Annotated in this window: 22 protein-coding genes; 10 read left to right on the forward strand and 12 right to left on the reverse strand. The window is 61.0% G+C overall.

Annotation, left to right across the window (positions count from 1 at the left end):
- The first annotated feature begins 4 nt into the window (after positions 1-4).
- From V5D86_RS02825 to V5D86_RS02835, 3 genes are all read left to right on the forward strand, one after another.
- Entirely contained in the window at positions 5-1,918 is a 1,914-nt protein-coding gene (locus tag V5D86_RS02825) for a U32 family peptidase (RefSeq protein ID WP_414595183.1), read from the forward strand.
- A gap of 64 nt (positions 1,919-1,982) precedes the next feature.
- Positions 1,983-2,384: a hypothetical protein gene (locus V5D86_RS02830; RefSeq protein ID WP_414595184.1), complete on the forward strand. Its 402-nt coding sequence runs from the start codon at positions 1,983-1,985 to the stop codon at positions 2,382-2,384.
- Positions 2,375-2,836: a hypothetical protein gene (locus V5D86_RS02835; RefSeq protein ID WP_414595185.1), complete on the forward strand. Its 462-nt coding sequence runs from the start codon at positions 2,375-2,377 to the stop codon at positions 2,834-2,836. Before V5D86_RS02830 ends, V5D86_RS02835 begins: the two co-directional genes overlap by 10 nt.
- Here the strand turns inward: V5D86_RS02835 and V5D86_RS02840 are convergent.
- The 4 genes from V5D86_RS02840 to V5D86_RS02855 form a co-directional block, all read right to left on the reverse strand.
- Positions 2,831-4,078, reverse strand: coding sequence for a 2,3-bisphosphoglycerate-independent phosphoglycerate mutase (locus tag V5D86_RS02840; RefSeq protein WP_414595186.1), 1,248 nt, complete (start codon positions 4,076-4,078; stop codon positions 2,831-2,833). The genes V5D86_RS02835 and V5D86_RS02840 overlap by 6 nt on opposite strands.
- A gap of 107 nt (positions 4,079-4,185) precedes the next feature.
- On the reverse strand, positions 4,186-4,707 hold the full coding sequence (locus V5D86_RS02845) for a YkgJ family cysteine cluster protein (protein ID WP_414595187.1): 522 nt from the start codon (positions 4,705-4,707) through the stop codon (positions 4,186-4,188).
- Positions 4,707-5,066, reverse strand: coding sequence for a hypothetical protein (locus tag V5D86_RS02850; protein ID WP_414595188.1), 360 nt, complete (start codon positions 5,064-5,066; stop codon positions 4,707-4,709). Before V5D86_RS02850 ends, V5D86_RS02845 begins: the two co-directional genes overlap by 1 nt.
- A 175-nt stretch (positions 5,067-5,241) precedes the next feature.
- Positions 5,242-5,820, reverse strand: a complete 579-nt coding sequence (locus V5D86_RS02855; protein WP_414595189.1) for a class I SAM-dependent methyltransferase — start codon at positions 5,818-5,820, stop codon at positions 5,242-5,244.
- A gap of 84 nt (positions 5,821-5,904) precedes the next feature.
- Between V5D86_RS02855 and V5D86_RS02860 the strand changes: the two genes are divergently transcribed.
- Genes V5D86_RS02860 through V5D86_RS02870 form a run of 3 tightly spaced genes read left to right on the forward strand, consistent with a single transcriptional unit; the run spans position 5,905 to position 8,598 of the window.
- Positions 5,905-7,203 (forward strand): phenylacetate--CoA ligase family protein, encoded by a 1,299-nt coding sequence (locus tag V5D86_RS02860; RefSeq protein WP_414595190.1) that lies wholly within the window; start codon positions 5,905-5,907, stop codon positions 7,201-7,203.
- Position 7,204: 1 nt separating this feature from the next.
- Entirely contained in the window at positions 7,205-7,633 is a 429-nt protein-coding gene (locus tag V5D86_RS02865) for an amino acid-binding protein (protein WP_414595191.1), read from the forward strand.
- 2 nt (positions 7,634-7,635) lie between these two features.
- Positions 7,636-8,598 (forward strand): EF-Tu/IF-2/RF-3 family GTPase, encoded by a 963-nt coding sequence (locus V5D86_RS02870; RefSeq protein WP_414595192.1) that lies wholly within the window; start codon positions 7,636-7,638, stop codon positions 8,596-8,598.
- 36 nt (positions 8,599-8,634) lie between these two features.
- Here V5D86_RS02870 and V5D86_RS02875 read toward each other — a convergent pair whose 3' ends face one another.
- The 3 genes from V5D86_RS02875 to V5D86_RS02885 all read right to left on the reverse strand — a co-directional run bounded on the left by V5D86_RS02875 (position 8,635) and on the right by V5D86_RS02885 (position 10,874).
- Entirely contained in the window at positions 8,635-9,429 is a 795-nt protein-coding gene (locus V5D86_RS02875; RefSeq protein ID WP_414595193.1) for an alpha/beta fold hydrolase, read from the reverse strand.
- Between the two features lie 75 nt (positions 9,430-9,504).
- Positions 9,505-9,846: a DUF3795 domain-containing protein gene (locus tag V5D86_RS02880; RefSeq protein WP_414595194.1), complete on the reverse strand. Its 342-nt coding sequence runs from the start codon at positions 9,844-9,846 to the stop codon at positions 9,505-9,507.
- Between the two features lie 44 nt (positions 9,847-9,890).
- Positions 9,891-10,874 (reverse strand): NAD(P)-dependent oxidoreductase, encoded by a 984-nt coding sequence (locus tag V5D86_RS02885; protein ID WP_414595195.1) that lies wholly within the window; start codon positions 10,872-10,874, stop codon positions 9,891-9,893.
- A gap of 170 nt (positions 10,875-11,044) precedes the next feature.
- Between V5D86_RS02885 and V5D86_RS02890 the strand changes: the two genes are divergently transcribed.
- Both V5D86_RS02890 and V5D86_RS02895 read left to right on the forward strand, forming a co-directional pair.
- The gene (locus tag V5D86_RS02890) at positions 11,045-12,346 is read left to right on the forward strand and encodes a phenylacetate--CoA ligase family protein (RefSeq protein ID WP_414595196.1); all 1,302 of its coding nucleotides are present in this window, start codon (positions 11,045-11,047) and stop codon (positions 12,344-12,346) included.
- 68 nt (positions 12,347-12,414) lie between these two features.
- Complete coding sequence (locus tag V5D86_RS02895; protein ID WP_414595197.1) at positions 12,415-13,029, forward strand: MarC family protein; 615 nt, start codon at positions 12,415-12,417, stop codon at positions 13,027-13,029.
- Between the two features lie 2 nt (positions 13,030-13,031).
- Here the strand turns inward: V5D86_RS02895 and V5D86_RS02900 are convergent, their stop codons facing one another.
- The 5 genes from V5D86_RS02900 to V5D86_RS02920 all read right to left on the reverse strand — a co-directional run bounded on the left by V5D86_RS02900 (position 13,032) and on the right by V5D86_RS02920 (position 16,830).
- Entirely contained in the window at positions 13,032-13,586 is a 555-nt protein-coding gene (locus tag V5D86_RS02900) for a flavodoxin family protein (protein ID WP_414595198.1), read from the reverse strand.
- Between the two features lie 187 nt (positions 13,587-13,773).
- Positions 13,774-13,905 (reverse strand): hypothetical protein, encoded by a 132-nt coding sequence (locus tag V5D86_RS02905; RefSeq protein ID WP_414595199.1) that lies wholly within the window; start codon positions 13,903-13,905, stop codon positions 13,774-13,776.
- A gap of 142 nt (positions 13,906-14,047) precedes the next feature.
- On the reverse strand, positions 14,048-15,229 hold the full coding sequence (aksA, locus tag V5D86_RS02910; protein ID WP_414595200.1) for a homoaconitate hydratase: 1,182 nt from the start codon (positions 15,227-15,229) through the stop codon (positions 14,048-14,050).
- Between the two features lie 127 nt (positions 15,230-15,356).
- Positions 15,357-15,704, reverse strand: a complete 348-nt coding sequence (locus V5D86_RS02915; protein ID WP_414595201.1) for a VOC family protein — start codon at positions 15,702-15,704, stop codon at positions 15,357-15,359.
- A gap of 55 nt (positions 15,705-15,759) precedes the next feature.
- Positions 15,760-16,830 carry an mRNA surveillance protein pelota gene (locus V5D86_RS02920; protein WP_414595202.1) on the reverse strand — a complete coding sequence of 357 codons (1,071 nt, stop codon included), beginning with the start codon at positions 16,828-16,830 and terminating at the stop codon, positions 15,760-15,762.
- A 139-nt stretch (positions 16,831-16,969) separates the two neighbouring features.
- Between V5D86_RS02920 and carA the strand changes: the two genes are divergently transcribed.
- Both carA and carB read left to right on the forward strand, forming a co-directional pair.
- Positions 16,970-18,055, forward strand: coding sequence for a glutamine-hydrolyzing carbamoyl-phosphate synthase small subunit (gene carA, locus V5D86_RS02925; protein WP_414595203.1), 1,086 nt, complete (start codon positions 16,970-16,972; stop codon positions 18,053-18,055).
- The gene (gene carB / locus V5D86_RS02930; RefSeq protein ID WP_414595204.1) at positions 18,052-21,258 is read left to right on the forward strand and encodes a carbamoyl-phosphate synthase large subunit; all 3,207 of its coding nucleotides are present in this window, start codon (positions 18,052-18,054) and stop codon (positions 21,256-21,258) included. The genes carA and carB overlap by 4 nt, the downstream gene beginning before the upstream one ends.
- The last annotated feature ends 13 nt before the right edge of the window (positions 21,259-21,271 follow it).

The following is a 21,271-nucleotide window of genomic DNA, read 5'->3' on the forward strand; positions in this document are numbered from 1 at the left end:
TAGCGTGGAGATACTATCGCCGGCAGGCAACCCCGAAGGATTGGCTGCCGCCATCAAGGGCGGATGCGACGCCGTATACCTCGCAGGAAAGAGCTTCGGAGCCCGTGCGTTCGCGGGCAACTTCTCGGACAGGGAGCTCGAAGGGGCGATCGGATATGCGCACGACCACGACGTCCGTGTGCATGTGGCGGTCAACACGTCCATATTCAACAGGGAACTGGACGAGGCGGTCGCGTTCGTGAGGTTCCTCAGGGACATCGATGCGGACGCCGTCCTGATCCAGGACCTGGGACTCCTCAGAGCGGTCTCGGGCATCGACATCCCCAAACACGCCTCCACACAGATGCAGATCCACTCCCTCGAAGGACTCAGGTGGTGCGCCGAGAACGGCCTCGACCGCGCGGTCCTCGCAAGGGAGCTCACGCTCGATGAGCTGTCACGCATCGTCCCCGACTCCCCAATAGAGACGGAGGTGTTCGTCCAGGGGGCGCTCTGCTACTGCATGTCGGGCGGATGCCTGATGTCCAGCTTCATGGGCGGAAGGAGCGGCAACCGCGGATCGTGCGCACAGCCTTGCAGGAAGAGGTACACCAAGGATGGCGAGACGGGATTCCTCCTGAGCTGCGCCGACCTCTTCGGTGCCGACCACATCGGGAGGCTCAGGGACATCGGCGTCACATCCCTGAAGATCGAGGGGAGGATGCGCTCGCCCGCATATGCCTATCTGTCCACCAAGGTCTACTCGATGGCGGAGGCCGGAGAGTTCGGTGACGAGTACGAGGAGACCCTCGGACTCCTCAGGACCGTCTTCAACCGCGGGACGTCGTCCGGATACCTGGACGGCGTCACATCCCCCGTCCAGCCCCTGTTCCCCGACAACCGCGGGTTCTTCGTGGGAAGGGCCAGGATCAGGAACCAGAGGTTCGACACATCCAAGTTCGTGGACCCGGTCGGAGTGAAGGACGGACTGTCCATATTCAGGGGCGACACGAAGGTCGGCGGGTTCAAGGTCGTCGAGACGAACCCCATACTCGTCCCGTTCAAGATCCCCGACGGGGACTACGAGATATACCGCACGTACGACCCCAGGATCGACGAGGTCAAGAACCTCATCGGGAAGGCCCCCAAGCTCACGGGGACCACCTCCCGGCACGTCCCCAACGACACCGTGCCACCCAGGCACCCCCATAGGGACATGGTCCCGGAGAGGTCGTTCTACGTCAACAGCCTGAAGGTGCTCGACGCGGTCCTCCCGTACGCCGACAGGGTCTACTTCGAGTGGGGCCCGCGCCTGGACGATGCCAGGAGGATGTGCAGGACGAGGGACGTGGAGTGCGTCGCGCTCCTGCCGAGGTTCGACAGCGCCGACGAATGCTCCGCGGACGGACCCGTCATGGCGTGCAACCCCTCTCAGCTCCGCAGGTTCAAAGGGCAGAGGATCTACACCGCGCCCTCGTTCAACGCGTTCAACTCGCTGTTCCCCTCGGACATATACCAGGCCACGCTGTCCGTGGAGCTCTCCAGGAACGAGGTGTCCGACCTCGTCGCGAGATATCCCGGCAGGACCGAGGTCATGGCCTTCGGCAGGACGGAGCTCATGTACTCCCGCGACCCGGGGATGGGGAGCGGCTCCATAACCGACGAGACGGGAGCATCGTTCCCCGTGTACACGGATGCAAGGGGATTCGCGCACGTCCTGAACTCCGTCGACCTCTTCCTGCTGGACAACGTCGAGGAGCTCGGAAGGTCGGGAGTGGCCTCCGTCGGGATCGATGTGAGGAAGCGCCCGCCCATGCTCGCCAAGGCCGTCGGGATGTACCTGACCAGGCCGGACCCCGTCCTGAGGGAGAAGATATACGAGATGTGCGGCAGTAATTTCACCCAGGGACTCTACAAAAGGGGCCTCAGGAACGAGTGAGCACACCCGCACATATGAGCGGCGGACTCGATATTATATACCTCTGCGAACGCACATGTAAGGCATGAATGCAGACGCTAGAGGGGACATCGGCTTCCTGGAGGCCATGATCGCGATGATGGCCGTGGTCACCGTGCTCACCGCGTTCCTGGGGGTCGCTACACACTCCGCTACGATCGTAATGGATCCGACGGACGGGATCGACCCGGACATGATGACCGGGAACATATCGGACGGTCTCTTCAACCCCGGGTTCCAGGGATATCTGGAGGACTATGCGGACTCGAAGGGACTTGACGGCATTGCCGTGACGATTCTGATCCCGGGAGGAATCTGCGAAGAGCCCGCGCCGATCATCATAGGATCACTGGATGGCAGCCTGTTCACGAGGACCGTGACCTCTATCGTCCCGATGGACGACGGCCGTTCGGTGACGGCCATATTCGAGGTGACGGTATGCGCATGAGTCGCAGAGGGTTCGTCGCCATGACGGATGCGATGATCTTCATAGTGGTCATAATGATGGCTGCCGCGGTCACCGTCGGGTACATGGACCATGTGTCGAAGGACGACCGCGACCCGTCCGAGTTCCTTGAGGGCCTGATGGACTCCAGGATGAGACTGTCCGACATGACCGAGGGGGACGACTCCCTGGTGAAGCTGTCCGACCTGGCCGCCCTGCACGTCAACACCGGGGCGGACGGGCCGAGGGAGTACCTGGAAGAGGCCCTTGACGGATTCTCGAAGGGCAGACCGTATCTCCTGGTCCTCGAGTTCACCCCGCCCGGGACGGAAGGGGGTCCGAAGCGCTCGGAGATAGGACACCCCGGGAGCATGACCGCGTCCAGCGCCACCGTCACGGTCCCCGTCACATCCGGCGGGACACTGCATGCGGAGCTGACCCTGTTCTCCTCATGACCCGAATTTCTCGGTGCGGTTGGCGAGGTCCATGACGATGGGCATGATGTCCATGGCACGGATGCGTCCGAAGGTCCCCTTGGCGCAACCGGTCTCGCTGAACTCGGAAGCCTCGTCCCAGACCATGCCCTTGGTGTAGAAAGCTATCGGGACGGGATCCCCGCTGTGGTCCAGGAGGGAGCATGGGGTGCAATGGTCGCAGGTTATCACGACGACAAGGTTGTCGGGCATCTCGCTCTTCAGGATGCCTATGGCCTCGTCGACCCTCTTGACCACCTCCGCCTTGGACCTGGCATCCCCGTCATGACCTGCGATGTCGCCTGCCTTTATGTTCATGAGGACGAAGTCGTACTCGTTCAAAGCGTCCAGGACGCTCCCGATCTTCAATATGAGGTCCGAATCCAGGCTTCCGTCGCATCCCCCGGGAAGAGGGTAGACGTCGAGCCCGCAGACCTTGCATATCCCCTTGACCAGTGCGACACCCGCGACGCATGTGGCGGAGATGCCGTACTTCTCGGTGAAGAGATCGATGGTCGGATACTCCCCGGCCCCGCGAGGGACGAGGATGTTGGCCGGCGGCAGCCCCGCGGCGGACCTCTTGCGGTTTATCACATGGCCCTTGAGGCGCTCGTGGCATTCGTCCATGAACGCGTTGACCACCTGTGCCGTGAAGGCCGCATCGTCGTCGTCCGGGTCCTTCGGCATGCACCTGAGGAGGAACGAGTCCTCGCCCGGGTCGCAGTCGGTGATGTCCGGAGACAGGCCGTCCCCTCTGAGCAGGAGTACCGCACGGTGCTCCGTGCTCGCCTTGACGAAGCACTCTATGCCATCGATCTCGATGCCGTCCAGGGAATCGGCCAGCATGGTGGTCTCGGGGTCCTTGATCCTGCCCGCCCTGCGGTCCAGGATCTCCATGTCGGAGTTGACGGTCGCGAAGTTGCATCTAAGCGCCACGTCCCCGGGCTGGATGTCCAGTCCCGCCCCGATCGCCTCGAAGGGTCCCCTGCCGCTGTACACCTCCCGGGCATCGTACCCGAGGATGGCCAGGTGGGCGGTGTCGCTCCCGGCGCGGATGCCGGGGGAGATCGGATCGCAGATCCCCGAACGACCGTGACCCACGAACCAGTCCAGATTGGGCGTCCTGACATACTGCAACGGCGTCAGTCCCCTCAGGTCCGGACAGGCACGGTCCCCCATACCGTCCAGGACGATCATGAGGATCTTCTTCTTAGGCTCAGACATCGACACCGTATCGGACGGCACGGTTATTACCGTTTAGGGAGCACTCGAGAACGATTGGAGAAGGGCCGGGGAACGTGACAGCCCCGGCCGGGCGTTTGGATGATGGTTCAGAGGGACACGACGTCCTTGCGTGCGGCCTCGACCTTCCCGGCGATGTCCCCCTTGATGACCGACGTGCACGGCCAGGTGTCGTCCATGTAGGATATGAGGTCCAATATGTCCGCATCGGGATTGGTGAGGGCCAGGTACACACGGCTCATGAACATCGAGACCGCATAGGGGAAGTCGTCGCATATCTGAGGACGGTCCTTCCATATCGTGCAGCGGTTGTCCTTGCCAAGGAACGCGCATGGGTCGGTCCTCTTGAACAGGAACCTGCCGTCGTCCGTCTGGACGAGATAGTTCCTGAGGAAGTCGAATATCGGGATGCCTGCGGCCGTCGCCACCCTGTCGATCTCCTCGGGCTTCACGATGATGTGGGGCTGGTGACAGCACCTCCCGCACATCTCGCAAGGGAAATCGTCCCGATACGACATGCAGATGTCGTACGCGATGTCCAGGTTGTGCTCCATCTCGGGACTTATCGTTCCAAGTCCCTCGAGGACATACTTCCCGCGATATACTGCCATCAGATCGCTCCGACGACCGCGGAGAATCCCACGAGGAATCCGATGACACCCAGGATGAGCCCGACGCCTCCGAGGACGATGACCGAGTTTCCGCATCCGGTGAGCTTCGCCTTGCTGACAGAGTAGCCTCCTATGACCATGGCGATGCCTCCGCATATGACCGCGCCGATCTCCGCGCCGGAGATGAACCCACATGCGACGGCGATGATCCCCAGGATGGCGGTGATCGCAGGGAACAGCATGGCATTGGGAGTCTTGTCAGGCTTATAATCCAAATCCAGCCTCCAATCGCACTCCTCGCAGAAGAGGGTCTCGGGAGGGTTCTCGTGCCCGCACTGGGGGCAACGCTTCGTTGACATGGGCCCCCGATTGGTCTCGATTGATGATTAAACTACCGTATCGGAACATGCTGCCTGATACATCGCGGGATTCCTGCCACCAACGGTTGTGATGTACAGTTCGCCCCCGGTACGATGCTGAGTCATGCGGTGTCACGTCAGGGGCCACGATGCGACAGGATCCCGGACAGCGCCCTCACGGATCGAGCCTCAGAAGGACCTCCGATCTCCTCCGAACGGCTCCGAACCTCGTGCGCTCCTCGACGAGCTCGGAACTGACGACCGAGAGGCCGTCGAAGAATCCGGCGATGGCGTCCGGGCCCCTGTGGAAGTAGTCGATGTCCGATCCCTCCCTGGACCCCGACCTAAGGTCCCCGGGTGCGAAGTCCCGGATGAACACATGACCGCCCGTGCGGAGGACCCGACGGACCTCGTATGCGACCGACGGCATGTCCCCGTCCGGCACATGCTCCAAAACGTGTATCAGCGTGACGTAGTCGAACGATCCGTCCGGGAACGGAAGGGCCAGCACGCTCCCCTGCTCGAAACGGGCATCGAAGCGGTCCCTGCAGATCGAGACGGCCTCCGCGGAGAAGTCCACACCGGTGACGTCGTAGCCCATGTCGATCAGCGACGATGTGCTCTTGCCGCTCCCGCATCCGATATCGAGGGCGTCGCCCATCCCTCCGAAAGGGTCCGGCATCCTGCAGTTCCCCCTCCATGCCCTCCCGTTGGAGCGGTAGAATGCGTCCCATACGTCCTCCTGACCAGTCATGCGCCACCGATACGGGGCGGGAAGGGCGCATCGAATTTATATTGTCTCTGATATGGAAGTATATTATCTGAACAGAGGGTAATCATGTACTGGAACCCGAGAATCGAATGCATGCCCAAGGAGGAGCTCAAGAAGCTCCAGTACCGCGAGCTGAAGCAGCTCGTCTACAACCTGTACTCGTTCAACAACTTCTATCACGACCGCATGGTCGAGGCGAAGGTCCATCCGGACGACATCACCTGCCTGGAAGACATACGCAAGCTGCCGTTCATGTACAAGCAGGACCTCCGCGACAACTACCCCGACAAGCTCTTCACCGTCCCCAAGAAGGAGATCGTCAGGTACCACGTGTCCTCCGGTACCACCGGGAAGCCCACGCTGGTCGGATACACCCAGGGCGACCTGAAATACTGGACGGAGGCTCTCGCCCGCTCGTTCACGTCCATAGGCATCGGTCCCGGGGACGTCCTCCAGGTGTCGTACGGATACGGACTGTTCACCGGAGGTCTGGGGGCGCACTACGGCGGAGAGGCTGTGGGAGCCACCGTGCTGCCGTCATCGACCGGTAGCACCCAGAGGCAGGTGGAGCTCATACAGGACCTCGGCGTCACCGCGATCGCCTGCACCCCGTCCTACCTCATCCACCTGAACGAGGTCGCCAACAAGATGGGCGTCAGCATCAAGAACGACACCAAGCTGAGAAAGGCCATCCTCGGAGCGGAACCCTGGTCCGAGAACATGAGGCAGTACATCAGCAACGAGATGAACATCGACTCCTACGACATCTACGGGACCTCCGAACAGGCTGGGCCCATGTTCACCGAGTGCTCCGAGAAGAACGGACTGCACGTCTGCGGCGACATCATGTACGTGGAGATCATCGACCCGGACACCGGGGAGCCCCTGGAGAACGGGGAGAAGGGAGAGATGGTCGTCACCATGCTCCAGAAGGAGGCGATGCCCATGGTCAGGTACAGGATCAGGGACATCACGTACCTCATGGAGGACGAGTGCGAGTGCGGACGCACGTCCCCCAGGATCGGAAGGATCTCCGGAAGGACCGATGACATGCTCATCATCCGTGGAATCAATGTGTTCCCGTCTCAGATCGAGTACACCCTGATGAACATCCCCGAGGTCGGACAGCAGTACATGATCTACGTCTCGAGGGAGGGTGCCCTGGACGACATGCTCGTCCAGGTGGAGATCCGTGAGGAGGCGTTCAGCGACAAGGTCGATGAGATGACCAGGCTCAGGAAGAAGATCGAGAACGAATTGAAGAAGTATCTCAACATCTATGCCAAGGTGGAGCTCAAGGCCCCGGGAGAACTCCCGAGGTTCGAGGGCAAGGCGAAAAGGGTCGTCGACACAAGGGTGATTTGAAATGAAGGAAGACAAGATCATAACTCAGCTCTCGATCTTCGTGAACAACGAACCGGGACGTCTGGCCAGCGTATGCAGGATCATCAAGAACGCAGACCTCAAGGTAAGGGCGTTCAACCTGGCGGAGTCCGCCGAGTTCGGGATCCTCAGGGCGATCGTGGAGAACCCGGAGCAGTCCTTCGAGAGCCTCAGGGAGAAGGGCATCATCGTCCGCAAGACGGACATCATCGCCATATCGGTGACGAACGCCACCAACTCCTTCTTCGTGGCAGCCGACAAGCTGGGAAGCGCGGGCATCAACATCGAGTACGGGTACTTCTACACCGGTTCCTCCGGAAGCGTGCTGTTCGTTCGCGTCGATGACACCCCCAGGGCGGTCGAGATCCTTGAGGAAGCAGGAGTCAGGCTCCTCGACGACACGGAGATCTGAAAATGGGGAACCTCAACATAGCGGTGCTCGGTGCGAAGGACTTCGCGGGGACCGTCGGAAAGAAGGGTACCGTCACCGACATGACGTTCTACGACCACAAGTCGGGGACCGACTCGTTCACCCTGATAGAGCCCTCGAAATATCCCGAGAAGCTCTCGTCGCTGTTCTACTCGGTCGCGATGTCGGAGTTCGCGATACTCGTGGTGGACAAGATAGATTCCTTCCTGGGGGAGACCATCGTCATGACCGACTCCCTCGGCATAGACAAGGGATGGATCGTCCTCAGGAACTACATTCAGCCCGAGCAGCTCAAGCCCCTCCTCGCAGGCACCTGCCTGGAGAACTACGAGCTCAGGGAGGAGGACCCCATCAAGCTGAGGGAGGAGCTCATAGCCCTCGCCAAGGAGGAGGGGGGACAGCCCGGCGACGGGACATGCGGGTCATGCCCCGTGGACAGCCACTTCAACGTCAAGGGCGTCGGGACCGTCGTCCTCGGGTCCGTCATAGACGGGTGGTTCAGGAAGCACGACAAGATGACCGTGTTCCCCCTGGGACGCGAGGTCATCCTCAAGTCGATCCAGAAGCACGACCTCGACGCCGCCGATGCGGTCAAGGGGGACCATGTGGGGCTGGCGCTCCGCAACATCGAGTCCGATGAGCTCGACCGCGGGTTCGTGATAACGACGGACCAGTCCGTCAAGATGTCCAGGCACATCGAGGGGAAGGTGTCCCTCGTGAAGTACTGGCCCTCGGCCCTGAAGGAGGGGATGGTGCTCCACATCGGGCACTGGATGCAGATGGTCCCCTGCCGCGTCGCGTCCGCAGAGGACGACGGGGACTTCAGGAGCGCGAAGGTCGTCTTCGAGCTCGAGTCGGACATCATCCACAAGCCCGGCGACAAGGCGACCATCATGTACCTCGAGGGCGGGAAGCTCCGCGTCGCGGGCTCCGTCACCCTCGGGTGAACTACCTTTATCCGGGCGCGAGCCCGGAACCTTCTATCAACACATCCGACGGGCCCGTGCGGCCCTGTCGAAGATGCGCATGGCATCCCCGGCGTACAGCGACAGGGGCATCGCGTGCCCTTCGCCGTCGATCGCCTTCAGCTCCGCTCCCGCGATGCAGGAGGCGACCCTCTCACCGCACCCGAACGGGACCATGAGGTCCTCCGTCCCATGGACGACGAGCGTGGGTGCCGCGATCCGACCGAGGATGGGGAGCGAATCGCACTCCGACATCGCCACGGTCTGATCGTACAGGCCCTTGGGGTCCTGCACCCTGTCGGGCAGCGGCATCTCCGTCCCCGTGGACCTGAGCTCCCCGAAAAGGGATTCGGTGCAGCAGAAGGCGTTGACGGCCACCGCCAACGACTCCACGGAGGAGCCCCCCTCGGCGGCCATGCGTGACAGCGTCCTCAGGAGATAGTCGCTCCTGGCGGGTATCCTGCTGTAGGTGGACACGAGAACAAGGCCCATAACGGAGTCGGGGTGGTGCGCTGCGAGGATCTGAGCGATCTGAGAGCCCATGGACCATCCGAGAATGTTGAAGCGGTCGATCCCGAGGTGCCTCATCAGAAGGAAGGCGTCCTCGGCCAGGTCCTCGACGCTGAACCCGGCGGAATAGACGGTTTCACCGACCCCGCGGTTGTCGGGGGTCACGATCCTGTATCCGGGGAAGGCGGATGTCGCTCCGACCCAGAAGTCCCGGTCAGCCCCGAAGCCCCCGAGTATCAGCAGCGGGACGCCTTCGCCTGTGTCCTCGTAGACGACCTCGATGCCGTTTATTCTCGCTCTCATGCCTGAACGTAGCATCGGACCCGTTATTACCGTTATCGAGAGAGCGGCATCGGGATGCTGTCCGTCGACCCGGGTTCAATCCGAACCGGACCTCAGATTGTCACGTGCCTCGTCGGAATTCTGGAAGACCATGGCGACCTTCCCACAGGATTCCATATCGGAGCAGCCGCCGCAGGTCTCGTACCCCTTCCCCAGGGCACACTTCCTGATCTCGCAGAAATGACTGCAGTAAGGGGTCTTCACACCATCCGCGCGACATCCGAGACAGTTGATCATGTCAGGCGTGATGTCCACGTGGTTGTACTCGGACCATCTCCTGGCGATGTCCCTACGGGCCTCGTCATCATCGTTGACGGTGGCCAGGTAAGCCTCGCACTTCCTGCAGTCCAGACCGCAATAGCCTATCATCATGTCCATGGGATCACCCGATCCGGTGACGTGCTGTCTGCTGATAAACCTGTTCAGACCAGTCTGTACGGGATGTCCTTGCCGTCGTCCATCGAACGGATGCCGTCCAGACAGTTGTAGACCATGTCGCGGACGGCGGCATCGTAGTAGAACGCCATGTGGTGGGTCAGGAGGACGTTCTCCATCGACCTCAGCCTGTCCATGTACCTGTTGGGGATGTCCTTGCCACGCATGTCATTGTAGTACAGCCCGAACTCGTCCTCTATGACATCCAGCGCCGCTCCGGACAGCTTCCCGCTGTCGAGGGCACCGATCAAGGCCTCGGTGTCCACGAGGGGTCCGCGGGCGGTGTTGACGAGGTAGGCCCCGTCCTTCATCCTGAAGATCGCATCGGCACCGATGATGTGATGGGTGTCCGAGTTGAGCTCGAGATGCAGCGAGACCACGTCGCTCTCCCTCAGGAGCGTGTCCATGTCGACATACTCCCCGAACATGTCGGCATCCTCGTTCCTCCTGCGACCGGTGTAGACGATCCTGCATCCGAATCCGGACAGATCCCTCATGACGGTCGTACCGATCTTGCCAGCACCGACGATCCCGACCGTCAGGTCCCTGAGCTTCCTTCCCAACAGGCCCTCGAGCGTGAAGTCGTTGACGGCGTTGTTGACCTGTATCCTCCTGAGGTTCCTTATGACCGCCAGGATCATCATCACGCAGTAGTCGGCCACACCCTCGGGATCGTAGGTGACGTGAGCGGCGACCATCCCGATGTCCTTGGCGTGGGTCAGGTCTATGTGGTCGTACCCGATGGTGCGGGTGGAGACCATCCTCACCCCGCCCCTCTTGAGGCGGTCCTGCATCTCCGGGGTTATAGGGGTCGTGATCACGGATATCGCATCGTATCCGTCCGCCAGACCACAGTTGTCGATGGTAGGGGGGTCCTCGGTCCAACCCATCTCCATCCCCATCTCCTCGGTGAACCTCTCGAAATAGGCGAGCTCATCGAACGTGCGCATGTTGTAGACGAATACCCTCATCGTGACCGCTTCCGTGGAATTGACGGTCGTCGAGTCATGGAAGGTGTATTAAAACTATAGGGGAGGGCGGGTTTCGTCCAGTATCCGGTGGACCTCCGCACGATTTAAATACGAACGATTATAACCACACCTATCCGTGCTAATTGATAGCACATAGCAGAGGTCAAAAGATGGCGTTCTGGAACGAAGAGATCGAAACTATGCCCCGTGAAGAGCTCGAGAGGCTCCAGCTCAGGCTCCTCAGGGCCAAGGTCCGCGAGATGTACGACAAATCGGCGTTCTTCCACGAGAAGATGCGCTCGGTCAACATGCTCCCGGACGATGTCACGGACTTCGATGCGTTCCGCAGGATCCCGTTCATGAAGAAGACCGACCTCCGCGACAACTATCCCGACAAGCTCTTCACCGTGCCCTACGACGAGATAACCAGGGTCCACGTCTCCTCGGGGACCACCGGCAGGCCCACCGTCGTGGGATACACACAGAACGACCTGAACAACTGGACCGAGTCCCTGGCAAGGGGCATGACCTCGTTCGGCATGACCAAGAAGGACATGCTCCAGAACTTCCACGGATACGGTCTCTTCACAGGCGGCCTGGGGGTCCACTACGGAGCGGAGAGGATAGGTGCGACCGTCCTCCCCATAAGCACCGGCAACACCGAGAGGCAGATCCAGCTGATGCAGGACCTCCCGGTGACCGCTTGGGCGGGCACCCCGTCGTACATGTTCCACATAGCGGACACCTGCGACCGTCTTGGAGTGGACATACGCAGGGACACGAAGGTCAAGCTCGCCATAGCCGGCGGGGAGCCCTGGTCCGACAGCATGAGGAACAAGCTGCAGGACAGGACCGGGGTCAGGATACACAACTGCTACGGGGCCAGCGAGATGTCCGGGCCGATGTTCCTAGAATGCGCGGAGCAGAGCGGCCTGCATGTCTGGGCGGACCTCGCGTACATGGAGATCCTCGACGAGAACGGGGACCCGTGCGCGGAAGGCGAGAAGGGAGAGATGGTCGTCACCATGCTCCAGAAGGAGGCCTTCCCCCTCATCCGCTACAAGATGAACGACATCTCGTCGCTCACCTGGGAGAAGTGCGACTGCGGCAGGACGCATCCCCGTCTCGGAAGGATCTCCGGAAGGACCGACGACATGCTCGTGGTCCGCGGGGTCAACGTGTTCCCGTCCCAGATCGAGAGCGTCATCGGCGAGATGGCGTTCCTCTCCCCGTTCTACCACATCACCCTGGAGAACGACAACTACATGGATGCCATGACCGTCGAGGTCGAGCTGAACGAGGAGTACCTGACAGAGGACATGAACGCACTTGCGAACATGTCCAAACAGCTCGCCTCCCGCCTCAAGAGCATCCTCAACATCAAGGCGGAGGTCAAGCTGGTCCTCCCCGGGACCCTCAAGAGGTTCGAGGGGAAGGCGAAGCACGTCACTGACAACAGATCGTACGAGTGACCCCTTTTTCCCAATGCCGGCCGCAAGGCCGGCCACACACCTTTATAAATGAACAGCGATGGGAGACCGTGGATGTCTTTGCAGTCGTTTCTATCGCCGCCTCCCTGTTCTTCATAATGGACCCTTTCGCCAGCCTCCCGATGTTCATATCGGTGACCAAGGGCCTGGAGGACAAGACTGTAAAGTCCTACTGCAACCGTGCGATACTCGTGGCAGGCATACTGCTGTTCACGTTCATCTTCATCGGGGAGCCGATGATGGACCTGTTCGGGATCTCGATGGACAGCTTCCGCGTGGCCGGAGGGCTGGTCCTGATCATGATGGGCATCGAACTGATCTTCGCCCTGAAGCTGTCCAGCGGGAAGGGCGAGGAGGATGCGCCGTGGGTGATCATCGCCACCCCTGTCCTCACCGGACCGGGAGTGATAACCGCATCCATCCTGTTCTCCACCGAGTTCGGGATCATGGCCGTTATCCTTGCCGGACTGATCTCCCTGATCGCGACATGGCTGCTGCTCCGCTGCGCCCCGTACATCATGAGAGCTGTCGGAGAGAAGCCGCTGAACATCACATCCAGGATCATAGGTCTGCTCATCGCGGGACTCGGAGTGGAGTACATCTTCCAAGGCTCGTGGAACTGGATCGTGGCACATGATGTCGCAGCGGCGATGATGTTCTTCTGACCTCACTCGGCCCTTATCCGCTCGACGAAATCGGAGATCCTCTCCTGATAGAGCGGACGGGCTATCTGGTCCTTGTCGGCGAACGGGACGGCGATGGCTCCCACGTACCTGAGCTGGAAGTACTCGCAGAAGTCCAGGACCCCGTTCATCACGGAACCGGCAACGAACTCGTCGTCGCCCATAGTCATCGCGACGGCGATCCTCTTGCCCTTCTCCAGGTTCACGGCCCCGCCTTCCCTGAACATGCAATGCAGCCTGCTCATGAACGCGTTGGTGCATGCCGTGAACTGCCACATGTATATCGGGGATGCGAATATCACGAGGTCCGCATCAAGATACATATCATAGAGCCGGGACATGTCGTCCTTGATGGTACAGTATCCGTCCACGGCTCCCCTCTGGCAGGCCCCGCAGTTGCGACAGCCTGCTATGGACATGGGATAAATGTTCACGACGTCTGGCCTGTCCGCATCGGGAAATGCCTTCACGATCGAATCCACCAATGTCGCGGTGTTTCCGTTCGGCCTTGGAGAACCATTCACAATTAGTGTCCTCATGGTTCTCACCGTAATAGCAGTCACCTTGAATAATGTGGCCTTCGTCCCCCACGTTCCCGTAGAGGTCCTCCTCCATCCTGCAGAGGGAATCCGCCAGCGTGTGCCCCTTCTCCGTGAGACTGACCTCGATGCACCTTCCACGGTTCTCGGTCTGGACGATCCCGTTCTCCACCAGGAGGTCTATCTTCTATCCCATCCGAGGGTTCGTCGACACGCTGCTGTACAGTGCGGTCTTGGGCATCGCCCCCCTCATGTACAGACATGCGATGATGCTGGTGATGTGTCTGCACTCTATAAGGTCGCTGATCCTGAGAAACATATGGTTTTCCACAGCAGGTGGATATAAAACAGTCAACTCTAAAGATATCAGACAATAAACATAATAGCGTAGATAGGTAGGATCCCTCCGAACGGTCCAGGAGGGATTCATGGCCTGCCCCGACGGGGCAGGCCGGTTTGCATCACTGCTCGACAGGCTCGTCCGAGACGTCGTCGAAGGTGTTGTTCCCGGACATCATGTCCTCGTACAGCAGGAACAGCTCGCTCTGGGTGAGGCTGCGGTGCATCTGGGAAGATGCCCTCCTGACAAGGACCAGGAGGTTGTCCGCATCGGTCTTGCTGATCTCGATGTCCATCTCCTTCATCGCGGCGATGATGGTGTTGGTCACGGAGTGCTTCCCGATGACGAGGGACCTCTCCATCGCGACCTCTGCAGGGTCGTAGGGCTCCAGGACCGAGCGGTTGTAAGCGAGACCGGACTCCTGCGCGAAGCACTTGGCCCCGATGATGGGCTTGCTCGGGGATATGGGGACCCCGGAGGCGCTGGACACGAGCTCTGCGATCGTGCGGAGCTTGGTGGTGTCGATGCCGGTGTCGATGCCGAGCATGTGCTTGGAGGCCATGACGACCTCCTCGAGAGGCGCGCATCCCGCCCTCTGACCGATCCCCATGGACGTTACCCTGGCGAACTTCGCACCGGCCTTTATGGCCGCGACGGTGTTCGCGGTAGCCATCCCGAAATCGTCACGGGAGATGATCTCCACGTTGATGTTGGCGATCTTCCTGAGCATCTCGATGCGGTCGTTGCAGGTAAAGGGGTCCTCGATCCCGATGGAGTCGCTGTACGCGAAACGGTCGGCACCCGCCTCCCTGGCGAGCTTCGCATAGTCTATGAGGAACCCCAGGTCGGCCCTGGCTGCATCCTCTGCCACACAGCAGATGTAGAGTCCGTGCTGCGCAGCGTAGTCCGTGGCCTCGTAGAGCTTGTCCATGACCCATTCGTGATCCTTCTCGTAGAGGGACTTGATCTGTATGTCCGACGAGGGGAGCGAGATCGAGATCGCGTCGACATCGCAGTCTATGCAGTCGTTGACCTCGTTGACCTCCGCCCTGCAGGACGCCATGATCGAGGCGGACAGCCCCATGCGGGCTATGTGCTTCACGGTGACCTTCTCTTCCTTCCCGATGCCGGGCATGCCGACGTCTATCTGGGGGACACCGGCGGCATCCAGATGCTGGGCGATCCTGTATTTCTCGATGTTCGAGAACACCGCACCCGCGGTCTGCTCCCCGGCACAGAGGGTGGAGTCGCAGACGCAGAGGGGCTTGTTCAGAAGGTCAACTACCTCATTCTTGGTCTTCATATGCATCCCATCCAAATCCCCGTCGTTCGCCCGACGGTCTTGGTCGTCATACCATATATGCGTGCGCTATAAAAACGTTCGAATCGGCGGTATGCGGATTCCGACCGTGTACCGACCGCATCAGGTGTCAATCGAGCTCCTCGATTATCTCCACGGAATAGCCGTCCGGGTCCCTGACGAAGAAGAACCTGATGTGCGGGTTGGGGGAGATGGGTCCGACGAACCCCTCGTCCAGCCTCTTTGCCAGCGTCCCGGCGTCATCGACGTAGAATCCGATGGAGAACTGGCTGCTGTCGACGTCCCCCGTCCCGTCCCCGATGAGCTCCAGATGGGCGTGACCGGCCTCGCCGAGCATGGCGATCTCATGGTCCCCGGCAGGGAACCTGGCTATCACGGGCATGCCGAAGTTCTCCGTGTAGTATCTGACACTCTCGTCGAGGTCCTTAACATGCAGCGTGGTGAGTGCGAATGCCATTGTATCGACACTGTAGCGGACCGATGCCGTAAATCGCTTTCGCGGACGGGACGCCTCATCCCAGCTTGTACCTGAGGATCGCACCCATCCCTCCCAGGGATGCCAGTGACTTGCCGCCGTCATGCTGTCCGGACACGACCATGACTGTGCCCTTCTGGCTCTCGACCGCGCGGACGACATCGTCCAGGTCCTGCTCCCTCACCTTGGAGTCCAGGATGAGGAGGAGGTCCACGGCCCCCGCCAAGGAGGCGTTCCTCACCTCCTCTGTACCGTACGTCCCGAGACCCTCCGGCTTGGATATCTCCGACATCAGGCGCTCCACGGCCTCGATCTCGCTTCCGACGGATGAGTCCCTGAGGACGTCCGCGCCCATCCCCGCCTTGAGGAGCTCGTTTATGCCGGCCATGCCGCACTGCCCCGTGTGGTACACGTAGGTCTTTCCGAACAGGTCGGGACGCATCCTCTTCAGGTCGTCCGCCAGCGTCTCCTTCTCGAACCCGGGGCCCAGGAGGACCACGGGCATGTTGGGCTCTATGAGGGGCTCGAGCTTCGATGCTATCTCGGCATGGTACCCGTCGACCTGGGGCTTCTCCGCGTACTGCTTGCCGGAGCGTCCGGACCTTATGCTGACGACCTCCTTGAGCCCGTACTGCCGGAGCACGGCGATGGTGGCATCGTCCTGGTCCAGCGACACGAACACGATCCTGGGCTTCTTGGAATCGGCCACTGCACGCTTGATCCTCTCCAGCTGGGTCTCCCTCCAGTGAGGCTTGGATATCGTAAGCGAGTCCCCGTTCTCCAGGATGAGGGTGTGGTGCTGCCCGATGTCCTGGGGTCCGGTCTCGATGGTCCCCAGCAGCTTGAGCCTCAGGTCCTCCTCGGAGAACTCGATCTTCTCCATGCGGACACCGAGGGTCATCCTCTTCTTCTCCGCACGCTCCGCCCTGAGCTTGTCGGCGGCCTTCTCCTCCCTGCGGGTGGTGGAGGCGGTGACCAGGTCCCCCACCTCGATCACGTTGTACAGGTGCCAGATGTCCTCGTCGGTCTCTATGAGGACCTTGATCCCGCCGGACGCGGGGTCTTCGCCCAGGATGCGCATGGTGGACCCAATGGCATCATCAGACATAATACCGCCGAACGCACCGGCACCGTGCCCTGTAAGTCGCCAGTAAGCGGTTTTGTCCGAAGTCGGACAACCGTAAATTGCGACTGTTCGCCCTTCGTCCAAGGGCATATATACAGTACGTGAATCTGAGAATTCTCCGATGGCACGCGGATATTTGGTCCTGGAGGACGGGACCGTTTATGAGGGTGAGCTCTTCGGCGGCGTTTCGGATGCCTGCGGAGAGGTCGTTTTTGGAACCGGGATGTGCGGATACCAGGAGAGTCTAACGGACCCTTCCTACGAGGGACAGATCCTCGTCATGACGTACCCGCTCATCGGCAACTATGGGATCAACGAGGACTTCAACCAGTCCTCCGGGATACACGTCCGCGGACTGGTGGTCAGGGAGTACTGCACGGAGCCTTCCCCCATGTACGGCGGAAGGACGCTGGACGACTTCCTGAAGCAATTCGGGGTCCCGGGGATATCCGGAATCGACACCCGCGACCTAGTCATCAGGATCCGCACGGGAGGGACCGTCAAGGGGATGATCACATCCGACGGCTCCGACCTGGAAGGCGTCATATCCAACCTGAAGAAGATGCCCGCACCCTCCGAGAGCAACCTGGTCGCGAAGGTCGCGTGCAAAGAGATAACGAAGGAGGACATGGGGAAGGACATCACCGTGGGTCTGATCGACTGCGGCGTGAAGGCCGGAATCCCCAGGGACCTCAAATCGAGGTTCAACATCATCACGTTCCCCTACGACACGCCCGCGGATGTCGTGGTGGACTCGGGTGTCGAAGGGGTCCTGATATCCAACGGTCCGGGCGACCCGGCACACCCGGACATCGCGAAGACCACCGTACGCACCATCGACGAGCTGTCCTCCCAGCTGCCCCTCTACGGGATCTGCTTCGGGAGCCAGCTCATAGCCATCGCGATGGGCGGATCCACCTACAAGCTGAAGTTCGGTCACAGGGGTACGAACCAGCCCGTGAAGTACAATGGGAAGGTGTACATCACCTCGCAGAACCACGGGTACGCCGTGGACGACCACAGCCTGGAGGGCACCGGTCTGATCGCGGACCAGTTCAACATCAACGACGGCTCCGTCGAAGGGGTCAAGCACAAGGACCTCCCGATATTCACGTCACAGTACCACCCCGAGGCATCCGCGGGACCGTGGGACACAATGTTCCTCTTCGACCAGTTCCAGAGGACAATCAAGGGGGAGAGAAAATGAGGAAGGATTACAAGAAGCTCATGGTCATCGGGTCCGGGCCCATCGTCATCGGACAGGCGGCCGAGTTCGACTTCTCCGGATCGCAGGCCTGCCGCTCACTCCGCGAGGAGGGCTACAAGACCGTCCTGGTCAACTCGAACCCCGCGACGATCCAGACAGACCCGGACACCGCGGACAGCGTCTACATCGAGCCCCTCGATGCCGCGAGCGTCGCGAAGATCATCGAGAAGGAGGGTGTCGACGGGGTCGTGTCCGGAATGGGCGGACAGACCGCGCTCAACATCTGTTCCGAGCTCGCGGACTCCGGGGAGCTCGAGAGGCTCGGGGCCGCCCTCGTGGGCACGCAGCCCGAGGCCATCGCCATGTCCGAGGACAGGGAGCTCTTCAAGGAGACCATGGAGCGCATCGGGGAGCCCGTCCCCGTGTCGAGGAGCGTCAACTCCATAGAGGAGGCCAAGGAGGCCGTCAAGATCATCGGCAGGTACCCCGTCCTGGTCAGGCCGGCATACACGCTGGGCGGGACCGGGGGAGGGATCGCCTACGACGAGGCCGAGCTCGAGGACATCTGCGCCCGCGGTCTCGCGTACTCCAGGATCCACCAGGTCCTGATCGAGGAGAGCGTCCTCGGATGGAAGGAGTACGAGTACGAGGTGATGCGCGACGCGAACGACAACTGCATCATCATATGTAACATGGAGAATCTGGACGCGATGGGCATCCACACCGGGGAGAGCATCGTTGTGGCACCCTGCCTGACCCTGTCGGACAAGGACCACCAGCGCCTCAGGACCGCCGCCATCAAGGTCATCCGCGCACTCGGCATCGAGGGCGGGTGCAACGTCCAGTTCGCATTCAATCCCGAGAACAGCGACTACCGCCTGATCGAGGTCAACCCCCGTGTCTCGAGGTCGTCCGCCCTCGCATCCAAAGCCACCGGATACCCCATCGCGCGTGTGGCCACCAAGATCGCCGTCGGGTACACCCTCGACGAGATCCCCAACAACATCACCGGCACCACCTATGCCGCGTTCGAGCCCTCCATCGACTACGTCGTCATCAAGATTCCACGCTGGCCCTTCGACAAGTTCCGCACCGTGGACCGCCACCTCGGGACGCAGATGAAGAGCACCGGGGAGGTCATGGCCATCGGAAGGACCTTCGAGGAGGCCCTGCTGAAGGGACTCAGGTCCCTGGAGATCGGGGTCAAGGGCCTCGACAGGATCGAGATGACCGATGCGGAGCTGGAGGAGGAGCTCATCAACGCCACGGACAGGCGCATATTCGCCATCGCCGAGGCCCTCAGGAAGGGATGGCCCGTCGAGAAGGTCGCGGACCTCGCCAAATGGGACACGTTCTACGTGAAGAAGATCCGCAACGTCGTCGACATGGAGGAGAAGCTCAAAGTAGGCATCGACACCGAGACCCTGAGGCAGGCCAAGTCAATGGGATTCTCTGACGAGACCATCGCCGAGATCCGCGGGACGGACCCCCTGGACATACGTGCGATGCGCAACAAGGAGGGCATCAGGCCCGTCTACAAGATGGTCGACACCTGTGCCGCCGAGTTCGCCGCACAGACCCCCTACTTCTACAGCACCTACGGGAAGACCAGCGAGGTGCTTCCCGACGACGGTAAGAGGAAGGTCGTCCTGGTCGGGGCCGGACCCATAAGGATCGGACAGGGGATCGAGTTCGACTACTGCTGCGTCCATGGCGTCATGGCACTGCAGGAGGAGGGTGTCGACGCGGTCATCGTCAACAACAACCCCGAGACAGTCTCCACCGACTACGACATATCCGACCGCCTGTACTTCGAGCCCCTGACCCTCGGGGACGTCCTGAACGTCATCGAGGCCGAGGATGCCGAAGGGGTCATCGTCCAGTACGGAGGACAGACATCCGTCAACCTGGCCGTGGACCTGGAGAAGGCCCTCGAGGGGACCAAGTGCAAGGTCCTGGGCACCAGCCCCGACAGCATGGACGTGGCCGAGGACAGGAGGAGGTTCTCCGCCCTCATGGACCAGCTTGGGATCAAGCAGCCCGCATCCGGGACGGGATACTCGTTCGAGGAGGCGAAGCAGATCGCCGAGAGCATCGGATACCCCGTGCTCGTCAGACCGTCCTACGTCCTCGGAGGGAGGGCGATGGAGATCGTCTACTCCACCGACGAGCTCAAGACCTATGTGGAGACGGCCGTCAAGGTGTCCCGCAACCACCCCATCCTGATCGACAAGTACCTCACCGAGGCGGTCGAGATCGACGTGGACTGCGTCTGCGACGGCACGGACGTCTACATCGGAGGCATCATGGAGCACGTCGAGTACGCCGGATGCCACTCCGGTGACGCGACCATGGTCATGCCCCCGTTCACCCTGAGGCAGGAGACCGTCGACGAGATCGTCGGGATCGCCGAGAAGGTCGCACTCGCCCTGAACATCAAGGGACTTATGAACCTCCAGCTGGCCGTGAAGGACGGACAGGTGTTCATGATCGAGGCCAACCCCAGGGCGTCCAGGACCGTACCGTTCATATCCAAGGCCACCGGGATCCCCCTGGCGAAGATCGGTGTCAAGATCATGCTGGGGAAGACCCTGAAGGACTTCGGCCTCAAAGGATACCGCCCGATAGACCACTTCGCCGTGAAGGCGTCCGTGTTCCCGTTCCTCAAGCTTCCCGGAGTCGACTCCATCCTGACCCCGGAGATGAAGAGCACCGGGGAGGTCATGGGCATAGACGAGGACTTCTACAGGGCATGCTACAAGGCGCTCATCGCGGCGGGGAATAAGCTTCCCACCGAGGGCGGCGTGTACATCACCGTCAACGACAACGACAAGCCCAGGATACTCGGTCCCGCCAAGGAGCTGGCCGACATGGGGTTCACCATCTACGCCACCAAGGGGACGTCCACGTACCTCAGGGAGCACGGGATCGAGAACATCCCCGTGTTCAGGCTGGACGAGAACCAGAAGCCCAACGCCGTCGGCCTCATGAGGGACGGCAAGATCAATCTGGTCATCAACACCCCGACCCAGAGGTCCGGGGCCGTCCGCGACGGATACACCATGAGGAGGCTCGCCGTCGAGCTGGAGATCCCGTTCATGACGACCTGTCAGGGCGCGGAGATCGCCGTCGGGTCCATCAAGGTGGCGAGGTCCGGCGCCCTGGGCGTCAGGAGCATGAAGGAGTTCCACGGTCTCGACTGACGGGACCACAAAC

The organism is Candidatus Methanoprimaticola sp. MG2 (assembly GCF_047501175.1).
Taxonomy (GTDB): domain Archaea; phylum Thermoplasmatota; class Thermoplasmata; order Methanomassiliicoccales; family Methanomethylophilaceae; genus Methanoprimaticola.

Bases quoted from the DNA above. Each gene is read 5' to 3' on its own strand.
- V5D86_RS02830 (WP_414595184.1), top strand. From the start codon at position 1,983: ATGAATGCAGACGCTAGAGGGGACATCGGCTTCCTGGAGGCCATGATC.
- V5D86_RS02835 (WP_414595185.1), top strand. From the start codon at position 2,375: ATGCGCATGAGTCGCAGAGGGTTCGTCGCCATGACGGATGCGATGATC.
- V5D86_RS02840 (WP_414595186.1), bottom strand. From the start codon at position 4,078: ATGTCTGAGCCTAAGAAGAAGATCCTCATGATCGTCCTGGACGGTATG.
- V5D86_RS02845 (WP_414595187.1), bottom strand. From the start codon at position 4,707: ATGGCAGTATATCGCGGGAAGTATGTCCTCGAGGGACTTGGAACGATA.
- V5D86_RS02850 (WP_414595188.1), bottom strand. From the start codon at position 5,066: ATGTCAACGAAGCGTTGCCCCCAGTGCGGGCACGAGAACCCTCCCGAG.
- V5D86_RS02855 (WP_414595189.1), bottom strand. From the start codon at position 5,820: ATGACTGGTCAGGAGGACGTATGGGACGCATTCTACCGCTCCAACGGG.
- V5D86_RS02860 (WP_414595190.1), top strand. From the start codon at position 5,905: ATGTACTGGAACCCGAGAATCGAATGCATGCCCAAGGAGGAGCTCAAG.
- V5D86_RS02865 (WP_414595191.1), top strand. From the start codon at position 7,205: ATGAAGGAAGACAAGATCATAACTCAGCTCTCGATCTTCGTGAACAAC.
- V5D86_RS02870 (WP_414595192.1), top strand. From the start codon at position 7,636: ATGGGGAACCTCAACATAGCGGTGCTCGGTGCGAAGGACTTCGCGGGG.
- V5D86_RS02875 (WP_414595193.1), bottom strand. From the start codon at position 9,429: ATGAGAGCGAGAATAAACGGCATCGAGGTCGTCTACGAGGACACAGGC.
- V5D86_RS02880 (WP_414595194.1), bottom strand. From the start codon at position 9,846: ATGGACATGATGATAGGCTATTGCGGTCTGGACTGCAGGAAGTGCGAG.
- V5D86_RS02885 (WP_414595195.1), bottom strand. From the start codon at position 10,874: ATGAGGGTATTCGTCTACAACATGCGCACGTTCGATGAGCTCGCCTAT.
- V5D86_RS02890 (WP_414595196.1), top strand. From the start codon at position 11,045: ATGGCGTTCTGGAACGAAGAGATCGAAACTATGCCCCGTGAAGAGCTC.
- V5D86_RS02900 (WP_414595198.1), bottom strand. From the start codon at position 13,586: ATGAGGACACTAATTGTGAATGGTTCTCCAAGGCCGAACGGAAACACC.
- V5D86_RS02905 (WP_414595199.1), bottom strand. From the start codon at position 13,905: ATGTTTCTCAGGATCAGCGACCTTATAGAGTGCAGACACATCACCAGC.
- aksA (WP_414595200.1), bottom strand. From the start codon at position 15,229: ATGAAGACCAAGAATGAGGTAGTTGACCTTCTGAACAAGCCCCTCTGC.
- V5D86_RS02915 (WP_414595201.1), bottom strand. From the start codon at position 15,704: ATGGCATTCGCACTCACCACGCTGCATGTTAAGGACCTCGACGAGAGT.
- V5D86_RS02920 (WP_414595202.1), bottom strand. From the start codon at position 16,830: ATGTCTGATGATGCCATTGGGTCCACCATGCGCATCCTGGGCGAAGAC.
- carA (WP_414595203.1), top strand. From the start codon at position 16,970: ATGGCACGCGGATATTTGGTCCTGGAGGACGGGACCGTTTATGAGGGT.
- carB (WP_414595204.1), top strand. From the start codon at position 18,052: ATGAGGAAGGATTACAAGAAGCTCATGGTCATCGGGTCCGGGCCCATC.